Annotated in this window: 23 protein-coding genes; 11 read left to right on the forward strand and 12 right to left on the reverse strand. The window is 42.5% G+C overall.

The genetic code is table 11. From position 1 onward, the window contains the following. Positions 1-49: 49 nt before the first annotated feature. From P4S58_RS05730 to P4S58_RS05765, 8 genes are read right to left on the reverse strand one after another with little or no spacing between them, the layout of a single operon-like run. Entirely contained in the window at positions 50-862 is an 813-nt protein-coding gene (locus P4S58_RS05730) for an EAL domain-containing protein (RefSeq protein ID WP_102987250.1), read from the reverse strand. Further along, positions 855-2,948 (reverse strand): flagellar biosynthesis protein FlhA, encoded by a 2,094-nt coding sequence (locus tag P4S58_RS05735; protein WP_102967927.1) that lies wholly within the window; start codon positions 2,946-2,948, stop codon positions 855-857. Before P4S58_RS05735 ends, P4S58_RS05730 begins: the two co-directional genes overlap by 8 nt. A gap of 21 nt (positions 2,949-2,969) precedes the next feature. Further along, entirely contained in the window at positions 2,970-4,097 is a 1,128-nt protein-coding gene (gene flhB / locus P4S58_RS05740) for a flagellar biosynthesis protein FlhB (protein ID WP_042488791.1), read from the reverse strand. Continuing rightward, entirely contained in the window at positions 4,094-4,870 is a 777-nt protein-coding gene (gene fliR / locus P4S58_RS05745) for a flagellar biosynthetic protein FliR (protein WP_102967011.1), read from the reverse strand. Before fliR ends, flhB begins: the two co-directional genes overlap by 4 nt. Then, complete coding sequence (fliQ, locus tag P4S58_RS05750) at positions 4,870-5,139, reverse strand: flagellar biosynthesis protein FliQ (RefSeq protein ID WP_042488784.1); 270 nt, start codon at positions 5,137-5,139, stop codon at positions 4,870-4,872. Before fliQ ends, fliR begins: the two co-directional genes overlap by 1 nt. Before the next feature lie 15 nt (positions 5,140-5,154). Beyond that, positions 5,155-5,913 (reverse strand): flagellar type III secretion system pore protein FliP, encoded by a 759-nt coding sequence (gene fliP / locus P4S58_RS05755; protein ID WP_042488780.1) that lies wholly within the window; start codon positions 5,911-5,913, stop codon positions 5,155-5,157. 15 nt (positions 5,914-5,928) lie between these two features. Beyond that, positions 5,929-6,294 carry a flagellar motor switch protein FliN gene (gene fliN, locus P4S58_RS05760; RefSeq protein ID WP_042488777.1) on the reverse strand — a complete coding sequence of 122 codons (366 nt, stop codon included), beginning with the start codon at positions 6,292-6,294 and terminating at the stop codon, positions 5,929-5,931. A 3-nt stretch (positions 6,295-6,297) separates the two neighbouring features. Next, positions 6,298-7,110 carry a FliM/FliN family flagellar motor switch protein gene (locus tag P4S58_RS05765; RefSeq protein WP_269350521.1) on the reverse strand — a complete coding sequence of 271 codons (813 nt, stop codon included), beginning with the start codon at positions 7,108-7,110 and terminating at the stop codon, positions 6,298-6,300. Positions 7,111-7,674: 564 nt separating this feature from the next. Between P4S58_RS05765 and P4S58_RS05770 the strand changes: the two genes are divergently transcribed. Genes P4S58_RS05770 through fliJ form a run of 8 tightly spaced genes read left to right on the forward strand, consistent with a single transcriptional unit; the run spans position 7,675 to position 15,573 of the window. Then, positions 7,675-8,577 carry an OmpA family protein gene (locus P4S58_RS05770; RefSeq protein ID WP_269350519.1) on the forward strand — a complete coding sequence of 301 codons (903 nt, stop codon included), beginning with the start codon at positions 7,675-7,677 and terminating at the stop codon, positions 8,575-8,577. Continuing rightward, on the forward strand, positions 8,577-9,908 hold the full coding sequence (locus P4S58_RS05775; RefSeq protein WP_269350518.1) for a sigma-54-dependent transcriptional regulator: 1,332 nt from the start codon (positions 8,577-8,579) through the stop codon (positions 9,906-9,908). Before P4S58_RS05770 ends, P4S58_RS05775 begins: the two co-directional genes overlap by 1 nt. 13 nt (positions 9,909-9,921) lie before the next feature. Then, positions 9,922-10,278, forward strand: a complete 357-nt coding sequence (gene fliE, locus P4S58_RS05780) for a flagellar hook-basal body complex protein FliE (protein WP_102964044.1) — start codon at positions 9,922-9,924, stop codon at positions 10,276-10,278. A 3-nt stretch (positions 10,279-10,281) separates the two neighbouring features. After that, a complete protein-coding gene (fliF, locus tag P4S58_RS05785; protein ID WP_337163141.1) occupies positions 10,282-12,030 on the forward strand; it encodes a flagellar basal-body MS-ring/collar protein FliF in 1,749 nt (582 codons plus the stop codon). Further along, on the forward strand, positions 11,993-13,012 hold the full coding sequence (locus P4S58_RS05790) for a flagellar motor switch protein FliG (RefSeq protein WP_102967016.1): 1,020 nt from the start codon (positions 11,993-11,995) through the stop codon (positions 13,010-13,012). The genes fliF and P4S58_RS05790 overlap by 38 nt, the downstream gene beginning before the upstream one ends. A 20-nt stretch (positions 13,013-13,032) precedes the next feature. Continuing rightward, complete coding sequence (fliH, locus tag P4S58_RS05795) at positions 13,033-13,758, forward strand: flagellar assembly protein FliH (protein ID WP_102968020.1); 726 nt, start codon at positions 13,033-13,035, stop codon at positions 13,756-13,758. Continuing rightward, complete coding sequence (fliI, locus tag P4S58_RS05800; RefSeq protein WP_042488756.1) at positions 13,748-15,097, forward strand: flagellar protein export ATPase FliI; 1,350 nt, start codon at positions 13,748-13,750, stop codon at positions 15,095-15,097. The genes fliH and fliI overlap by 11 nt, the downstream gene beginning before the upstream one ends. Before the next feature lie 35 nt (positions 15,098-15,132). After that, a complete protein-coding gene (gene fliJ, locus P4S58_RS05805; protein ID WP_102964042.1) occupies positions 15,133-15,573 on the forward strand; it encodes a flagellar export protein FliJ in 441 nt (146 codons plus the stop codon). Between the two features lie 94 nt (positions 15,574-15,667). Here fliJ and P4S58_RS05810 read toward each other — a convergent pair whose 3' ends face one another. The 4 genes from P4S58_RS05810 to flgA all read right to left on the reverse strand — a co-directional run bounded on the left by P4S58_RS05810 (position 15,668) and on the right by flgA (position 17,873). Further along, the gene (locus P4S58_RS05810) at positions 15,668-16,291 is read right to left on the reverse strand and encodes a lytic transglycosylase domain-containing protein (RefSeq protein WP_337163142.1); all 624 of its coding nucleotides are present in this window, start codon (positions 16,289-16,291) and stop codon (positions 15,668-15,670) included. Between the two features lie 80 nt (positions 16,292-16,371). Continuing rightward, positions 16,372-16,815, reverse strand: a complete 444-nt coding sequence (gene flgN / locus P4S58_RS05815) for a flagellar export chaperone FlgN (RefSeq protein ID WP_042488747.1) — start codon at positions 16,813-16,815, stop codon at positions 16,372-16,374. Positions 16,816-16,827: 12 nt separating this feature from the next. Next, a complete protein-coding gene (gene flgM / locus P4S58_RS05820) occupies positions 16,828-17,106 on the reverse strand; it encodes a flagellar biosynthesis anti-sigma factor FlgM (RefSeq protein WP_337163144.1) in 279 nt (92 codons plus the stop codon). 89 nt (positions 17,107-17,195) lie between these two features. Next, positions 17,196-17,873, reverse strand: coding sequence for a flagellar basal body P-ring formation chaperone FlgA (flgA, locus tag P4S58_RS05825; protein WP_258006716.1), 678 nt, complete (start codon positions 17,871-17,873; stop codon positions 17,196-17,198). A gap of 199 nt (positions 17,874-18,072) precedes the next feature. Between flgA and flgB the strand changes: the two genes are divergently transcribed. The 3 genes from flgB to flgD are packed head-to-tail and all read left to right on the forward strand — an operon-like array spanning position 18,073 to position 19,552. Further along, positions 18,073-18,435, forward strand: a complete 363-nt coding sequence (gene flgB, locus P4S58_RS05830) for a flagellar basal body rod protein FlgB (RefSeq protein ID WP_102964037.1) — start codon at positions 18,073-18,075, stop codon at positions 18,433-18,435. A gap of 2 nt (positions 18,436-18,437) precedes the next feature. Then, positions 18,438-18,872: a flagellar basal body rod protein FlgC gene (gene flgC / locus P4S58_RS05835; protein WP_042488738.1), complete on the forward strand. Its 435-nt coding sequence runs from the start codon at positions 18,438-18,440 to the stop codon at positions 18,870-18,872. Continuing rightward, positions 18,872-19,552, forward strand: coding sequence for a flagellar hook assembly protein FlgD (gene flgD, locus P4S58_RS05840; RefSeq protein ID WP_337163149.1), 681 nt, complete (start codon positions 18,872-18,874; stop codon positions 19,550-19,552). Before flgC ends, flgD begins: the two co-directional genes overlap by 1 nt. Positions 19,553-19,565 lie beyond the last annotated feature (13 nt).

A 19,565-nucleotide genomic window follows, 5' to 3' on the forward strand; every position in this document is an offset into this window, starting at 1 on the left:
GGGAATAGAGGCAGACTGTAACTTTGCTAATTAAATGTAACGTCGTTAATTAATAGGTATCATTATCCGCATCGCTAAAGTTTCTAAATGACATAGACATTGGGATATCGCTGAAGTAACCAAAATAGTAACTGGCGCCAAGCAACTTATATTGGTTTAGTTCTATTTTGCTGGAAACTCTACCTGCTACCCATTTGTAACGTGATTGTCGAAGGAAACGTGCGATTGGCAAAAAAGCTTGCCTATCTTCTTTATTTTCCAATGACACGGCAAGTTTGATCATGTCTGGTTTGAACAGCGCTACTTGTTCGAATTGGTCACATGGAGCATAGAGCTCAAACCAAACCGCATACGCAGTCTTTTGAACTTGTTTTACTAATTCCTGAAGTTCATCAGGAGAGGTTAATGGAAAGTCTACCTGTATTGACGGCACTATGTGCGCAAATGTCTGCTGATGATGCTCAAGAGCTTGTTCGATAAATAGTTTACCTTCTGGCCACAGTATTGTTTCACCTTTAATAGGGACGACGACATTACTGATGAGATCCGGGTGAAAAGTTTCTAATTGGAATTTGGTTTGACGAAGCGCTAGGTAAAGGCTGTACAAGTCTAGGCAGTACGCCATTTTCTCTGATAATTGAAACTGATAAACACTCTGTTCGCCATGGCTACCAAATCGCAAAGTTAGGTGTTGAAACTCAACTTCACCAGTATTCGCTTCGCGGATTGCCTGACAGGCGTGACGAATATCGTTGTGTTTGAATGCTTCAAATACCAAAGCGTCGTCATTGGTGATGACGTTGTTTTCGATAAGATCGCTGAGATATTGGAACAGCGTCTGAAAAGAAAATAGCTTAACCAAGGTTACCTACCACACTTATCTGTTTGTTTTCTGGAATCTCATTGTATGACAGCACAGCTAGCCCATGCGCGAACGTTCTTGCGTATCTTGCAACTAACGGTCTTAATTGCGGCATAACCAGCAGAATAGAAGGAATACCTTGCTGTTTCATTTGTTGCCTAATGAGAGGTAAATTCTGTTGGAATTGTCCCAGAATGTTAGGTTCAACAGGAAAACTATCTAGCATCACGGTGCCGCGAGCTTGAGCCTGTTGCAAAGAAGTCATGAGCATTTGCTCCAGTTCATCAGATAATGCATAGACTTTAATTTCCTGTTTTTGACCTGCTAAAAGGTTAATCAAAGTCCGGCGTAATGCACAGCGAATGTCGGCGGCCAATAAGATTGGATCTTTTGTATTTTCACAAGACTCAAGCATGGTGTTCGCAATGGTTCGAATATCTTTCAGGGGAACCTGATCTAACAAAAGTTGACGATAAACTTTGAGTTGTTGCGCAGGGCGCAAGGCCGCAGCGAGTGCTTCAGCGAGTTTCGGTGCTTGAACGGTTAAACGCTGATTCATCGCGTCTACATCATCATGATTAAACAGCTCAGCAAGGTTGGTTTTCATAACTTTACTAATATGCGTAGCAACGACTGTCGCATCATCGACTACCTGATAACCCATATTAAGTGCCCGAGCTTTTTGCTTATGTTCTATCCATACCGCTGGTAACTGATAGGCAGGATCGCTACCGATGATACCGTCGATCTCACCGTAGGTTTCTCCTACCGCAATTGCCATCAAGCGTTCTGGTTCTATAAAACCTTCTTCTATCGTTTCTCCGTTTAGGGAAATAGTGTACTGATTCGGTTTAAGATTGAGGTTATCTCTAATGCCCACTTCTGGAAGCAGGAACCCGACTTGCTCTGATAAATTACGGCGTACGCCTCTGATTCGTTGCGTTAGGGGCGCGCCTTGTTCTTTATTGATTAGATGAACGAGTCGATAACCGAGGGAAAGCCCTAAAGTCTGCACGTGAGGTATATCTTCCCAGCTTAGCGGTGTGTCTTCTTCCTGTCGCATTGCTTTTGCAAGGGCAGTCACTTCTTCAAGCTGCGAGTCTTCAACCGGCAGTTTGCTCTGACGCCATCCGGCAAAAGCGACAACAACAGCAAAAGTGAAGAAAGCTAAGTGTGGCATACCTGGAACAATACCGATAACAAACATAATGCACGCTACGGTATAAAGCGTCGAAGGTGTCGCGAGCAACTGCTTGTGCATTGTTTGCGACATATCGTTATCGCTATCGTTAATGCGCGTAACAATAATCGCTGCTGACGTTGCTAATAGAAGAGATGGGATCTGAGCAACTAAACCGTCACCTATGGTAAGTAGAGCATAAGTTTTAAAGGCTTCGGCTGCTGCCATACCGTGTTCAAATACACCAATAGCGACACCGCCAATAATGTTTATGAACAAGATCATCAATCCAGCGATAGCATCACCACGGACAAACTTAGATGCACCGTCCATTGAGCCGTGGAAATCTGCTTCATTCGCTACTTCTCGGCGGCGTTGACGAGCGGACTCTTGATCGATCAACCCTGCATTCATATCAGCATCTATTGCCATCTGTTTGCCAGGTAAAGCATCTAGTGTGAATCGAGCAGAAACTTCAGAAATTCGTTCTCCACCTTTGGTAATGACGACAAAGTTAATGATCATTAGGATGATAAAGACCACCATACCAACGACATAGTTTCCGCCGATTACCACTTCACCAAATGCTTGAATGACTTTACCTGCAGACTCGGCACCATTATGTCCTTCAAGCAGTACAATCCGCGTAGATGCTACGTTTAGAGTCAAACGTAGTAGGGTTGCGACAAGCAATATGGTTGGAAATATGGAAAAGTCCAACGGACGTTTTGCCGTTGTACTCACTAATAAAACCAGAATCGCAAGCACGATATTGAAAGTGAACAAAGAGTCCAACAGCAAAGGCGGTAAGGGCAGGATAACCATTGCCAATATCATCAGTAAAACGATTGGAATACCAATATAAGATTTACTTGTACTTTGTAGTTGTTTTAACCGGTTTAACATCGGTACAGTCCTTATTACTGATTAATGCTGCAAGTTCTTGGGAATGGAAAAATGAGGGAGTGGCATCGGTTCTTCCCCTTTACCATTGCGAAAAGATTTCAACTGCAACACGTACGTCAAAATGTGTGCTACCGCGATATAAAGCTGGCTTGGAACAGCCTGTTCAATGGCGGTTGTATAGTAAATTGAACGAGTTAACGGAGGAGAGTTAATGATTTCTACGTTATTTTCTCTAGCAATACGCTGAATATGCATTGCGGTCTCATCAATACCTTTAGCGACCACGAAAGGGGCATCGGATAAAGAGAGATCGTATTTTAGTGCAACGGCATAGTGTGTCGGGTTGACGATTACTACATCAGCCTTTGGTACCATTTTATCGGCACGGCGTCGGGCAAATTGTTGTTGGATTTGGCGAATACGTTGTTTAACTTCTGGACGACCTTCATTGCTTTTATATTCTTCCTTCAATTCCTGCTTGGTCATCTTGAGTTCTTTCATATGCTCCCATCTTTGGTAGGGAATATCGACCAGTCCAAAAAGCAATAACACGCCCCCCATTAAAAGAAGACCGTCAAACAGGATACTCATTATTAATTTCACACCCTGATTGAGAGGGAGTTGCTGCATTCCCAATAGAGACTGAAGATTTGAGTCCATATACCAATACAATGCGAAAGAGATAACCACGACTTTCAGCGTGGATTTGAGAAGCTCGACCAATGAGCGGGTAGAGAACATCCGCTTAATTCCAGTTAAAGGATTAAGCTTACTCAGTTTGGGTAACATGTTCGCAGGACGAAACAGCCATCCTCCGAGAACCATGTTGGAGCCTGCGGCTGTAACAACAATGACTACAAACATAGGAATTAATAGTTCGACTAAAATACCTAAGCTGTGCATCAACTTTTCAATCATCGTGATTGGGTTTTCAAGATCTTGATGAGTGAGAGACATGTTGTAGCGAAACACACCCGTAATGGTGTGCCAAATCGTGGGGAGTTGTGCTGAGAAATAGAAAGCCACAGCGAGAAAAATAAGCGCGGTGGTAAATTCTTTGGCTCGAGGTATTTGGCCTTGTTCTCTGGCTTTTTTGACCTTTTGGGGTGACGCTTTTTCGGTTTTATCCTGAGAAGACGATTCGCTCATGCTCTTCCCACCATAAATTGATTTAGAAAACGTAATGTGTCATGAACTAATCCTGTGTAGCTGCCGGGTATACCGCTAACGGATAGCAATACGGTGAATAGCCCCAATAGCATTGTCATTGGAAAACCGAGAGCGTAAACATTGAGGCTTGGCGCTGCTCGGTTCATTACACCAAAGCTAATGTTCGCCAGAAGCATAGCGACGATTGCCGGCAGGGCGAGAGCGAGAGCTGCCGAAAACATCCAGCCAAATACGGAGATAAGTGTTTTTACCGATAAGATTGTAATGCCCGAACCAACGGGCCAAACCTCAAAACTTTGAATTAAGATATCGATAACCAAAAGGTGCCCTTCGAGAGCTAAGAATAATAGAGTGGAAAAAATGAGAAAAATTCGGCTAAGAATAGGTACCGACATTCCATTCACAGGGTCATTCATAACAGCCATACCAAGTCCCATTTGTAGAGAGACAATTTGACCAAGCATGGTAAAAACCGTGAACAGCATATGAATGATTAATCCAAACAATAAGCCCCAAACGGCTTGCTCAAATGCAAGAAAAAGTGACGTCATCGAAAAAAGTTCCACTTCTGGCATTGTTGGCATAAGAGGAGCTGTTATCACAGTAATGGAAAGTGCAAGTAGTGTTCTTATCCACACAGGAATAAGCAAATCACCAAAAATTGGCATTGAAATAAACGCTGCGCCAATCCGGAAAAACGGCCACCAAAGTTGACCTAACCAACTGGATATTTCGCTGAAACTCAACTCCATTAGCCAAGCATTCCGGGTATATTGAGGAACAGGTAATCAAACAACTCCATAATTTGGCGTATCATCCAATGGCCAGCAAATATTACCATTAACATAGTCACGATGAGTCGGGGAAGAAAACTGAGTGTCTGTTCGTTAATCTGAGTTGCGGCCTGAAAAACAGCAACGCCTAGTCCCACAATTAAGCCAGGAACAACCAATACAGCGACAATTAGGATGATCAACCAAACGGCTTGAGAAATGAGGGTTACGACGTACTCAGGAGTCATTTATTAATCCTCAATTTATGGAGCGAAACTGGCGGAAAGAGTACCGACGGTCATTGCCCATCCATCCACGAGAACGAAAATAATTAGCTTAAATGGTAATGAAACTATAAGTGGGGATAGCATCATCATACCCATTGCCATCAATACACTGGCAATCACCAGATCAATGACCAAGAAAGGAATAAACAGCATAAATCCTATCTGAAAAGCAGTTTTCAACTCACTGATAACAAAAGCGGGCAGTACAACAGCAAAAGAAATGTCTTCTACGTTCTGATCTAACGGTTCATTAGCGATACGAAGCATTTGCTCAAGAGAGCTTTGATGTGTTTGAGCAAGCATAAAATGTCGTACAGGTTTTTCAGCAACAGAGAATGCTTGCATTAAGGTTATCTCACCTTGGTCGTAAGGCTTAAATGCGTGTTCATATACGTCAGTCCAGACAGGGCGCATTATGAGGATGGTAAGCGCGAGCGCTATACCAACTAATACACGATTGGGAGGGCTTTGTTGCAGACCAAGAGCCTGACGCAAAATAGCAAGCACAACAATAATACGCGTAAAGCTGGTGGCCATCATAATAAAGGCCGGTATAAAACTTAGCGCTGTCATCAACAACAGAATCTGCAGTTTTACACTGTATTCCTGTTGAGTATTGCCGTCAGTGACACTGAACATAGTAAGACCGTTTTCTGCTGCAAGCGTTGGCATCGATAACAATGACAGCAACAACACCATTATGCTTAAGCGGTATAAAGAAAGCGGCTTATTCATTTTTATAACCTGAGATTAACCAACGGATGTTAAAGCTGAATCAATCACGTCAATGAGACGCAGACCATACTTCTCATTTACGATAACGACTTCCGCATGGCCCAGTAATGAACCGTTCACTTTTACGTCTAAAGGCTCGCCATTTAGCTTATCCAATTCAATGACAGAGCCTTCACCCGCTTTCATTAAATCGCCTAAAGAAAGTTCTTTACTGGCAACCTCTAACGTTACGGTTACGGGAATATTTTTGAAAAAACTTAAATCCCTTTCGCTTTTGGGTGCTTCTTCATTTACAGCACTTTCTTCAGATTCATCGAGGTGAAATTGACCAAAATTCAGGTCATCGTCATCGAAGTTCAAAGCGTCCAAAGAGTCACTCATTTGTTAGGAATCCTTATCTTGGTTCAAAATTAAAACTAATTGCCCGTCTTGTTCTGCAACTCGACCTGTAAAGAGATTGGCATTGCCTATACTGACAGGAGGGGATGACAACAGATCGATGGGAAGTATGTCTTGCGGCGATAAACTTAATACTTCGCTTAGAGTCATGGTTTTCTTGCTCAAAAGAACATTGAGTCTCACTGGCGTAGTTTTTAGCGATTCATAAAACTGAGGCTTTAAGTTTTCGTTTGACTGCAAATCAAGCTGGTTGATCAGCGTTTGAACCAGACGATTATCAAAGAATACAGCCAGCTCACCGTTATGTTCACCACTAGTCACACTCAAATTGGCCTTAATGCCTGTACCGAAAGCCACATCTTCTCCGCTGGTTCGCCACATTTCTTTTGGGGCTACCCATTGACTGATTAACTTGCCTATACGGTCTTGAAGACGTTTGTCACTACTAGTAATTACGGTTTGTTTACGTTCAATATCTGTGCCATAAAAACGGTCAGAAAATCTAATTAATGATTTGTCATCTAGATTGATAAATAAAGAGCCACCGCTTTCATGACTGTACTGAGAAACCGTTTTCATATTGAAGGATAAATTGCTTAGTTCGAGTATTTCAACGGACTTGATATTAATATCTATATATGGGCCACTCAGCCAAGATTGAAGTTCTGTAATTAGGCCATTGGTTGAGTCATTTATGATTTTTGCTAACTTTTCTCGGACGATATGAATTGGTTTGCCTAGTAATTCTACATTTAAAGGTTTTACATCGGTATTTAAATTTTCAATTAGTTCTGACATTTATATTTTACCGTTTCATGACAATTCATTTTTAGTCGTATTGAGCAGCATTCTAATCAATAAAACTAATATTTTTTTACCTATAAAAATCATATTTGTGATATTTATTCCAAAATGAATCTTGTGATGTTTTTCACTTATTTTTGGTGGTTAATTATTGATTTGATTGTGCAAATTCTGGGCGATTAATAATCTTTGGTTATCAATTTTTAGTGGGTTTTTGAATTAAGTTGTTGTAAATAAATGGATTGATGGCGGGGGTTTAGATGGTTCCTAGTACAAAAACATACATAACAACGGCTTATGTTACGGCTGTTAAGGTTTCTAGGTGTTATGTATGGTTCGTTGTCTCTCCTAAGTTTTGCATGTCTAATAAAATAAAATTACGAGTATTTTATGAGAGGTAAAATGTGCATTTGTTCCAGTTTTTAATTTAAGTTTGAGTTAAATATATAAAGCTTTTGAAATATGGAAATCTTTATGTAAATTGTTTTTTTCTAATGAAATGTGTGTCAGAGTAGTGTCGGTTAAAGTTTTGAACGGCTATTTTTGGATGTTTGTAAAATGTTTCGCTCAGTTGTTTTATTTTTAATGGTAGTTTCATCGTTCGAATCTTATGCGAATGAAAAAATTGAAGTGCCAATGGATATGTCTTCTTGGATCTATAAAGAGGAACCAACGGCTTGCAATTTAATTCATGCGGAAGTTCCGCAGGGGAAGTTTTATTTCCGCTCTGAGACAAATAATCAGGTTACATTTGAATATGAATTGGCGAATACATTGAATGTTTGGAAAACAGCGGAACTATCTTTGTTGGAGCCTCCTTGGTCAGAACTGCATAAAGTCACTGAAATGAGTCAGGGATATAAGCGGGGAACATCTCACTTTTTATTTCGAGATCATATAAGTGAAACTCTAAAGTCAGCCGAACAAGGAAAGTGGTTGCAGCTTTCACTTCATGACAACCCTCGTTCAAAACGACTCGATATCATTGTTCCGACCATTCGGGCTCAATCTCCTATTGCTGAGTTTATCGAATGTAAGAATCGTCTGCCTTCAATGACGTATTCCGATGCGAAAGATACATTTATTTATTATCGAAGTGGCCAAAAAACACTGAGTCAAAACCAGCGTGCGCAGCTAAGCGCGTTGGCAGAATACATCCACTGGGACGCTTTGGTTACCAAGGTATTGATCGACGGCTATACAGACAGTGTCGGATCAAGGTTGGGTAACATTCAAATTTCAAAAGAACGTGCAGAAGAAGTGGCACAGTATTTGGATAAATTAGGTATAGGTAAAGAAAACATGCAGATACGAGCACATGGTTCCCGGTATCCGATGATGACTAACGACACAGAAAAGGGGCGTTCCAAAAACCGCCGCGTAATGATTCGCATCGTTAGAAATAACGAGACTGTTGTTAAAACACTCACCCAACACCAAGTAACCAGTGAAGGTCAGTAATGTCTACGTTAGATATATTATTAGTCGAGCCGAATGAGCTTTTGGCTCAATCTGTTATAGAAGTGTTGACTGACGCTGGTTATAACGTACGTCATGAACGCACAGGCCGAAACGCTCTACTACAGAGTCCGGCTTCAATTACAATCGTTAGCTCCAATTTATGTGATATTTCAGTACACGATTGGGTTGCATGCCATCAGAAGCAAAGTCGCTCTGGGGTTGCCATCGCGATTGTAGAACAAGATCAAGGTGTTTTGGCTGCCGAAACCATGAAGGCTGGCGCGACAGACTATTTGTTACGTCCGTTTGAATCCAATCAGCTTCTTAACCTAATTCATAGAGTTGAAGCTCTCAAAAAACCAATGGCTAACATTGTTGCAGAATCTTGGCGTAGTAAACAGGTTCTGCAGCTAGCTCACAGAGCAGCTTGTACAAACGCTAGTGTATTGATTACTGGTGAATCTGGTACAGGTAAAGAGGTTCTCGCTCGCTATGTTCATGAGCAATCATCAAGATCAAACGGGGCATTTGTTGGCGTTAACTGTGCTGCAATACCCGAATCAATGCTAGAAGCGGTTCTATTTGGTCACGTAAAAGGTGCGTTCACAGGTGCGTTGGCGTCGCAAAGTGGTAAATTCGAAGAGGCTAACGGAGGAACCATACTGCTGGACGAAATTGGAGAAATGTCCCCAGCAGTTCAGGCTAAACTTCTACGTGTACTTCAGGAGCGTGAAGTAGAAAGAGTGGGCAGTCACAAGGCTATCAAACTTGATATCCGTGTGATAGCTGCAACCAATAAAGATCTTCGAGAAGCCGTACAAAAGGGGCAGTTTCGCGAGGACTTATACTACCGCTTAGACGTATTACCTTTACATTGGCCTCCGCTACGTGAACGTAAAGAGGACATACTTCCAATTAGTCAGTTCTTTATCAAAAAATATCAGGAAGCAAGTTCTTGCTTTCTTTCTCAAGACGCCAAAATAGCGCTCAGTCAATACGACTGGCCAGGCAACATACGCGAACTTGAAAATGTAATTCAACGTGCGTTAGTCATGCGTCACGGAGACTATATTACTGCGCAGGATCTCATGCTTCCCGTTGAAGTCAGTTCAATAAACCATAGTTCTACATCAGATCAAACGTTTGGTCACGTTGAAGCAAAAAGACAGGCTGAGTACCAATACATATTAGAAAAGTTACGTCAGTTCGGTGGCAACCGAACCAAGACAGCTAGCGCGTTAGGGGTTTCAACCCGAGCATTACGATACAAATTGGCGGCAATGAGAGATCAAGGTATTGATCTTCAGTCAATACTTGGCTCAGCGGCATAAAAGGAGAATAGAAATGGCAGATTTACCTTTTGGGAATGTAATGTCAGCCGAGCAATTGATGCTCACGAAAATGGATGCAATGCGAATACAAGCCTCTCCAGAGTTTTTCGTGACTGCTAACCCTGTTGATATTCATACCGTAAATGAACCTATGTCGTTTTCAACTGCAATGACGGATGTACTTAACAAAGTTAATGATCATCAGTCGCTTGCAAGTAGCAAGATGACGGCGGTAGAAACCGGAGAAAGTGATGATCTGGTGGGCGCAATGATTGCGAGCCAGAAAGCGAGTCTGTCATTCAATGCATTATTGCAGGTACGCAATAAAGTGGTTGGTTCATTTGAAGATATTATGAAAATGCCGGTGTAAAACATGTCTGAACTTCAAACTCAAACGGCTGGTGCGCTTAGCCTCAGTTCTAATCAGCCAAGAGCCTCTTCAGCGAAAGGAATGGACGACTTTGGTAATAAGCTAAAACAGCTATGGTCAAGTAGTCAGCGGAATTTAGTATTGTCTGCGGTGCTGGCGGCCATTGTTGCGGCTTTAATTGTTGTTGCGTTGTGGAGTTCATCACAAGGCTTTCGCCCTTTATACGGGCACAACGAGCAATTCGATGTAGGTGAAGTTGTATCGGTACTGGAAGCTGAAGGTATTGATTACCGTTTGCAGGACCAAAACGGACAAGTTTTGGTCTCTGAAGATGAAGTAGCACGAGCGCGTATGCTATTAGCTGCTAAAGGTATTAAAGCTAAACTTCCTACTGGCCTTGATTCACTTAAAGAGGACAGTTCATTAGGAACGAGCCAGTTTATGGAAACGGCTCGATATCGTCACGGATTAGAAGGTGAATTGGTTAGGACAATTATTGCATTAAATGCCGTTTCTAATGCTCGTGTTCATTTAGCGATTCCTCGCCAAACATTGTTTGTGCGTCAACAAGGTGAAGCACCATCAGCCTCTGTCATGGTTGAGTTAAAACCTGGGTCAGATTTAAAACCAGAGCAGGTTGAAGCCATTGTGAATCTGGTCGTTGGTAGCGTCATCGGCATGAAACCGGAATCGGTGTCTGTTATTGATCAATATGGTCGTTTACTAAGTGCTGACGTCGGTTCTACTGAATCTGGCAAAGTAAATGCTAAATATCTTGAGTACCAGAGAAACGTGGAACAGCAGATCATCAAACGTGCTGCAGACATGTTGACGCCTATATTGGGTTCAAGCAACTTTCGTGTTCAGGTCGCTGCGGATATGGATTTTAGCCGGGTAGAGGAAACTCAAGAAATCCTAGATAACAATCCAGTCGTCAGTAACGAACATACAGTTCATGATAATTCGATTGATCAGATCGCTCTTGGTGTGCCAGGGTCGTTAAGTAACCAACCTCCGGTTACGGGTGAACAACCCACTCAGGACAGTCAAAACACAAATGCACGTGCAGAAATTAAACGCCAGTATGCTGTGGGTTCAAGTGTAAGAAGAACACAGTTTCAACAGGGACAGATTAAGAAACTCAATGTATCTGTATTGTTGAATTCTGTGGTAGCTCCAGATGGGAGTGCTTGGACTAATCAAGAAAAATCAGAGCTTTCTGAAATGATTATGGAAGCGGTTGGCATCAATGCTGAGCGCGGCGATAGCTTTAGTTTAAATAGTTTTAACTTTACACCAATAGAGATTGAAGCTCCGCCAGAAATACCTTGGTGGCAGGACCCAACCATTCAACAACCGCTACGTTACGTTATAGGTGGAATGTTAGGTTTGGCCATGATTATGTTTGTTCTACGACCATTGGTTATGCACCTAACCGGAGCAGACCGACGTAATCTGGAACTTGAAGTACCTTCATTGCTAGATGAACCGTCTTACGAAGATGTACAAACTAAGTCTGATCGTGAATATGAAGAAAATCTCAATCGACGATTAGCAGAAAAAGGCATTAGTACATCCAATGGATTAGATGTGAGTAGTGAACTATTACCACCTCCAGGTTCTCCATTAGAAATCCAATTGAAGCATCTGCAGCTTATCGCGAATGAAGAGCCGCAGCGTGTCGCCGAGATATTGAAACAGTGGGTAAATGTGAATGAGCACAGCACAGTCAATGCAGAACCAAGAGCTTGAATACGTAGAGCAAACAGCGTTAGTGCTGTTGGGGATGGGTGAAGACGCCGCAGCCAAAGTGCTACGTCATTTCTCTCGAGACGAAACACAACGTGTCACTCGCGCTATGGCGAAGTTGAGTGGTATTAAAAGCGAAAAAGCGAAAAATGTTATACAGAAGTTTTTCGAAGATTTTCGCCAGCACAGTGGTATACGTGGTGCATCGAAAGATTACTTGTCTAATACTCTTCGTAAAGCGTTGGGTAACGATTTAGCCAAGGGATTATTAAATGATCTTTATGGTGATGAGATTCGCAACAATATGCAGCGTCTGCAATGGGTAGATTCCGAGATACTTGCCCGTTTTATTGCAAACGAACACCCACAAATGCAAGCCATATTCCTTGCCTATTTGCCACCAGAGAGTTCTTCTGCGGTTTTAAAAAATTTACCTCAGGATTACCACGATGAATTATTGTTCCGAATTGCACGAATACAAGATATTGACCATCAGGTGGCTGGTGATTTGAACGAACTGATTGAGCGTTGTATTGAGCAAATCTCAGTGACGCAAAGCGCACCTTTGTCAGGCGTTAAGCAAGTCGCTGACATCATTAACCGTTTTGATGGTGATAGAGCGTCATTGATGGAGATGCTTCGTTTACACGACGAAGATGTGGTTAATGAAATTGAACAAAATATGTTTGATTTCATGGTATTGGGGCGTCAAAGCGAAGACACCATGGATCGTCTGGTTCAACAAATACCGATGGAACTTTGGGCGGCCGCACTTAAAGGCGCTGAAATTACGTTGCAGCAAGCGATTAAGCGTTCCATGCCTCAACGTATGATTAAGACACTCGAAGATGAGATGCAAGTGCGTGGAGCGATTCCTCGCAGTCGTGTAGAAAGTGCTCGTCAGGAAATTATGCAGACTGTTCGTGAACTCAATGAAATGAATGAGATTGATCTGCAGCTCTATCAGGAACCGACGGTGGAGTAAGTCATGAATAAAAAAAGATCATGCGCCTTCCTTCCGATAGCTATCGGGTTCATCGTTTTCCACCGCTGGCACAGCCAATACAGGGAAATGATGAATTCGTTTCTGAGAAAGAAACTCAAGGTTTGAAAGCAGATGTACAACAACAGCTAGAAGTAGGCTTTCAGCAGGGTCTGCAGCAAGGCTTTGATGAAGGCTTACGACAAGGAATTGAACAGGGAAAACAGCAGGGTGCAGTTGAAGGTCAGAAAGAGGGCTTTCAGAAAGGATTTCTTAACGGTGAGCAGTCAGGAAAAAAACTGTTTGCAGAAGCAGCTAAGCCAGTTAATGAGATATTGAAATCATTATCGCAGTGGCAGATTGAGCAGGAGCAGCAACAGCGCCACATTATTTGCGAACTGGTACAAAAAGTCGCCCAGCAAGTTATTCGTGCAGAACTCACGTTAATGCCGCAACAAATTCTGTCATTGGTTGATGAAACGCTACAAGCGATGCCAGGTAAACCTCAAAGTGTCGTTATACATTTAAATCCTCAAGATTTGGAGCGCATCAAGCAGGTGAGTACTGAACTACCAGACGATTGGAAGCTGATTGCCAATAAAGACTTACCCGTTGGAGGTTGTCATTTGGTGACTGATGACGCCGAAGCAGACGTCAGTTGCGACTCGAGGTTAGAGTCATGCATGGACAACGTGAAACAGCACTTACTTGAAGAATCGTCTGAATCTGAGAACCAATATGAGCAATAATGTTCGAACTCATAGTTTTTTATCAGAACGTCTTAATGATGCAATTGCTTCTCTAGATGCCATACCTGTGGCACGAGTTACTGGAAGATTGGTCAAAGTTAATGGATTAATGCTCCAAGCGGTCGGTTGCCGTTTTAAATTGGAGCAACGTTGCATGGTTGAGACCGCTGAAGGAAGCATGATTGAGGCTCAGGTTGTGGGTTTTGATCATAACGTGGCTTATTTAATGCCCATAAGACGCCTTGGTGGATTGTTCGCAGGAGCGAAAGTTGTCCCTTTGGAAGGGGACAGCACTGTTCAAATGAGCAATCAATGGCTTGGACGTGTCGTAAATGGCTTGGGTGAAGCGCTTGATGGTGGACCTGAGTTACGTGGTGGTGAACGAATCTCTTTAGAGGCAAATCCGATCAACCCGTTAAAACGTAGGCCTGTTGATACGCCATTAGATGTTGGCGTGAAAACAATTAACGGACTTCTAACCGTCGGTAAAGGACAACGTATTGGTTTGATGGCTGGCAGTGGCGTTGGTAAAAGTGTTTTATTAGGCATGATCTCTCAAAACACTCAGGCTGATGTTATTGTCGTTGGCCTTATTGGTGAGAGGGGAAGGGAGGTTCGTGAGTTTATTGAGCGAAATCTTACCGAAGAAGCCCGTCAAAAAGCGATTATTATCGCTGCTCCTGCTGATGAATCACCACTCATGAGATTACGTGCAACATTACTTTGTCACCGTGCTGCTGAATATTTTAGGGATAAGGGCAAAGATGTACTTCTGATGATGGATTCGTTAACGCGATACGCCATGGCACAAAGGGAAATATCACTCTCTTTAGGTGAACCGCCGGCGTCTCGAGGATATCCACCTTCTGTTTTTAGCGTACTGCCACAATTGCTAGAACGCGCTGGTAACAGTGAAAATCAGGAAGGCAGCTTAACGGCTATTTATACCGTCTTGGCAGAAGGAGATGACCAGCAAGACCCTGTGGTCGATTCTGCTAGAGCTATTCTTGATGGGCATGTGGTGCTTTCTCGCCAATTGGCGGAACAAGGCCATTACCCTGCAATTGATGTCAATGCGTCAATCAGTCGGTGTATGTCATCCTGTACCCAAGAGGCGCACCAAACCGTAGCAAATCAATTCCGTCAGTTATATTCGAATTATCTGCAAGTTAAAGAACTATTGCCTCTTGGTGGATATCAACCCGGACAAGATCCCGACTTAGATCGTGCTGTTGCTATGTACCCGAGTTTAAGCGCTTATCTGCAGCAGTCAGCTCACGAGTCGGTGAGTTATGAGGAAAGTTTGACACAATTAGCGACTCTGTTTCAGGGGCGCTGATTCTATAAATTTTGAGATTGTTTAGGTAAGCGGTTATGAAAAATAAAATCCGGGCAGTTGGCAAATTGCAGCAAGTAGAGGAACAAAAACGTGACCGTATTGGCCAGCGACTGGATTCAATGCGTCAACAGCATCAGCATTTAACACATCAGCTGGAACTTTTAAGCCACTTAAAATCGGCCACAGGTCAGTCAACCTTTAGTGCTTTGACACTTAACAGCGCAATATTAATGAACTTAAATCGTGTAGATATCATGCTGCACAAAATGCTACGTCACCATGAAGAAGAGCAAGCGGTGATGGAAGCGGAATGTAATTCTGTACAGGAAGTTTTAGAGCATAAACATGCGCGTGTGAAAGGATTAGAACAAGTGTTAGATCGCTGGAAGAAAAAGCAAAGTTATGAAAAAGCGCGCAAAGAGCAAAAACACATAGAAGATATTATAAACTCACGCCTTCGTTACAAAACTCTGTAATGTTAACTTCATTTTGATTGCCAAGTACTGATTGCTCACCATTCAACGAGAATGTGTACAAATCATCATTGATCATTTAATCAGATTACACTCATTACAACTGAATGAGAGGTGGCAGAGGTTGCAGGTTAATAATAGGCTGAGCATTTAGCTGATTATTAGAGCTAAACAACATAAGTGGTTGAAATGAGTTTTGGTTTATCGAAGAAACAGTAACCAGATTTGCGAGCGCATAAAAACGGTGAACATACTGGATGGTTTCTTGTGGCAAACGTAATTTTTGGAACTCGTTACTGCCAGCTTGCTTTATTGCTCTCTCTACACGTCCTTCTCCGGCATTGTATGCGGCTAGTGTCAGCGTTAAGTTCCCGTCAAACTTTTTGTAAAGAAACTTCAGATAACGTAGTGCTGCGCCAGTACTGGCAGAAATATTTAGCCGTTGATCATTCGGGGTAGTGGTGAGGCCGAAACGTTGCGCAGTCGCGGGCATTAATTGCCATAATCCACGCGCACCTGCATGTGATATCGCCTGTGCGTTGTATGAAGATTCAAGCATGGGTAATAAGACCAATTGTTTAGGTAACGAATAATGTTCCAATTGGCCTAGAATAAGTTCGGTAATAGGTTGATGAGCCTGTATGCGTGAATGTATCTGGTTTTTATATGGCAGCAAAAGAAGCTGTTGATTCTCCACTTCTTTGGTAAAGGTTTGTGCCATACACACGCTACTACTGAATAACAGGGTTAATCCAGTCGCTATCAGACGCCTTTTATTTAACGATAACCTACGCTTGTTTATCATAATGCTTCGGTTAGTCGCTCTTCGTATGTAACAGACGTCTGAGTAAGTTCGGTTAAAAGCTCATGGAAAGCTGCAGAACTTTGCCCGTTTTCTTGATTGAGCTTGCGACATTGTTCTATCACAGAATTAAGCGATTTCCACTGAGTGGCGAATCGACCTCTTACGCTTTCTGGTAATGCATTTAAAATACGAACCACGGATTGAGAGTTATTGGGTAACCCTAAACTTCTTAGACATTGAGTTCGTTGTGATGCGTTTTTATTTAATCGATTGAGTAAAGGAACTTGCTGTTTAAGGTTTTTCGCCAGTTCATCTCCTTTAAACTCAAGATACAGTAATCTTTGCTCTATGATGAGCGTATGAAGCAGACCATAAAGTTTTAGATCTTCACTAATTGTTGCCATAAAAGCCTGAATGTGTTGCCCACGGTTACTTGACATGAGGACTCCTTATTACTCGTGTCCTGTGTGAAACTGCATCATAGCCTGAGACAAAGCTTTGCTATCCAGTTCAAGTTTGCCATTCGCGAGAGCTTCACGGACTCGTGCTACTTTTTCGATATCCACATCTGAAAGTGCAGCCATTGCCATTTGTGCTTTTTCCAAGGCAACCGTATTGGCGTTCATTTCAGGTTCACTTGTTTTGGGCTGTAGACTTGATTCAATTGGCTTTTTAGCTTGTTGCAGCGTTGGCTGCTGGACATGAGCGCCCGAAACTTTATCGATTTTCATGCTTTGACTCTTGGCTTAAATTTCGTTGTTACTATTAGTAGGCGACAACGGTTTTTAATTCATTAAATAAAAAACGAAAATTTTTAAATTTAGAATTGTGTTTGAACTTGGTTTAATCCAGTGACTACAGCGTGAATTACAGTATGAGATGAACTATTTTGCACTTCTATTTGCTCTCCTAATCCACCATCTTCTAATGCGACACCTTGTGTCGATGCATTAACCCCGTGTTTTGATGCGATGATGATAACTTCATTACCTTTGGTAACGATTGGGGGAGCAGTCACAAGAGTGGGTTCTAAAATTTGTCCGACACGCATACGACGCGTCGCTTGTTTGCCAATCGCATCGGATAGTTTGGTAAAGAAATCATCTTGATGCGTCAGAGTTCGCATTTCCATTTTAAGCATTGAAGCATCAATTTTTTGATCTCGGGACAAAGGCGTACTCACCACAACGACGGGGAGTGATAACGAAGCTTTTATGGTGACGTTTATGCTCCAACTAGAGTTATCGTCATAACAATCAACAGACCGTTTTAAATTGCCAACCGGAAGTAATTGGTTGTCTTGACCAGAAATAACCAGAGGGGTTTCACAAACTTTGAGATGTTTAACTGAGCCAGGAATCCACACCTGCCATTGAGGTTGAAAATTCTGCCACTCTCTTTGTTTCGCTAATAGCGCGACTTCTTTATCAAGATGGTTTTCTATGACCTGCTGTAACGCCTGTTCTGTCATGTTGTTTGCTTGGGTGGCGCCACTCACGATGAGCAAGCTTATTAAGATTAGAAACTTATTGAAAATAGAGGAAATATACACTTCCTCCTTCCTGTGATTTGCTTCCGATGGGCGGAAGTTACTCTTCCTTGCTTTAATATAAGTCATTGAATTTAATTAATAATTTATGTGGCATGCATCTTGTTATATGTATCTGAAGTGTAAGGCAATCAGCAAGGACAATAGCATGGCTATTTCATTTGAAACCGCGTTAGGCGTACATCCCGATGCGCTTAACTTTCGCGTTCAGCGTACCAAAGTTCTCGCGGGTAACCTAGCGAATGTTGACACTCCGGGATATTTGGCAAAGGACTTGAGTTTTACCACCGTCATGGATTCTGTTAGTAAGTTGGGCGTTGATCCTTCGATCCCCTCTCTTCGTGTTGAGAGCCAATATTCGATTCCTTATCAGAATAGTAAAAATGGTAATACCGTCGAACTGGGTGTGGAACAAGGCAAGTTTGCTCAGAACAACATGGATTTTCAAACAAGCCTGACGTTTCTCAATATGAAATTTCAGGGCTTAGCTAAAGCAATTGAAGGACGCTAATCATGTCATTTACTGATATTTATTCGATAGCAGGTTCGGCAATGAATGCGCAGACTGTTCGCTTGAATACAGTTGCCAGTAACTTGGCGAATGCGGACGCAGTATCTGCAAACCCCAATGATGCTTATAAAGCTTTGAAGCCAGTCTTTGCGACTGTCTATAACAAGACTCAACTCACCGCCAGCCATAATGATTACCCGAGTGCAGAAGTTCGCATTGTTGATGTCGTTCAAGCGCAGGGACAAGCAGAAAAACGTTTTGAGCCTAATAGTCCATTGGCTGATATAGACGGTTATGTCTACTACCCAGACATCGATGTTGTGGCAGAAATGGCTGACATGATGTCAGCAACACGCAGTTTTGAAACCAATGTTGAAGTACTCACCAACGTAAAAAGTATGCAGCAAGGGCTGTTGAAACTAGGGCAGGGTAGCTAATGACAATTGCAAGCTATACAGCACTTTCTGGTGACACTACAGGTAGTGCAACAATGACAAATCCAAGCGTGAGTAGTAACTCTCTGGACGCTAACAGCGCTACGTCACTTGAAAATGAGTTTATCAGTTTGATGGTTGCTCAGATCCAAAATCAGGATCCGCTAAACCCAATGGATGGTACTGAATATGTTGGTCAGTTAGCCCAGTTTTCTCAAGTTCAAAGTATGGAAAACATGTCCAGCGTACTGCAGAACAACACCGTCTTGCTGGATAACATGCAGGTGCTATCGACCGCAGGGTTAGTAGGGCAGACCGTTTATATATCAGGTAATGAGTTTGAGCTTGATGAAAATCCACAGAAAGGAAAAGTCGAGCTCAATTACGCTTCTAGCCAACTTAACTTAATCGTTACAGACCAGTATGGAGAAACAGTGAAAGTGCCACTGGGTGCTCATCCTGCTGGTGAAGTTGAATTTTCAATAGACCCTGAAGCGTTAGGACTAACCGCCGGTAAATATAACGTTACCGTGCAAGTACAAGATGGCCTGCCAACACCGAATGTGTTGCTGGCTGGTGAAGTGGAACAAATTCGTATCCCCGCTTCAGGCGGCTCTGCAATGGTCAATGTCGCCGGTGTAGGTAGCGTACCTTTTTATCAAATTACTCAATTTGGCGCTTAACGCCTTATAAGGA

This window comes from Vibrio sp. Hal054 (assembly GCF_037162405.1).
In the GTDB taxonomy this organism is placed as follows: Bacteria; Pseudomonadota; Gammaproteobacteria; order Enterobacterales; family Vibrionaceae; genus Vibrio; species Vibrio diazotrophicus.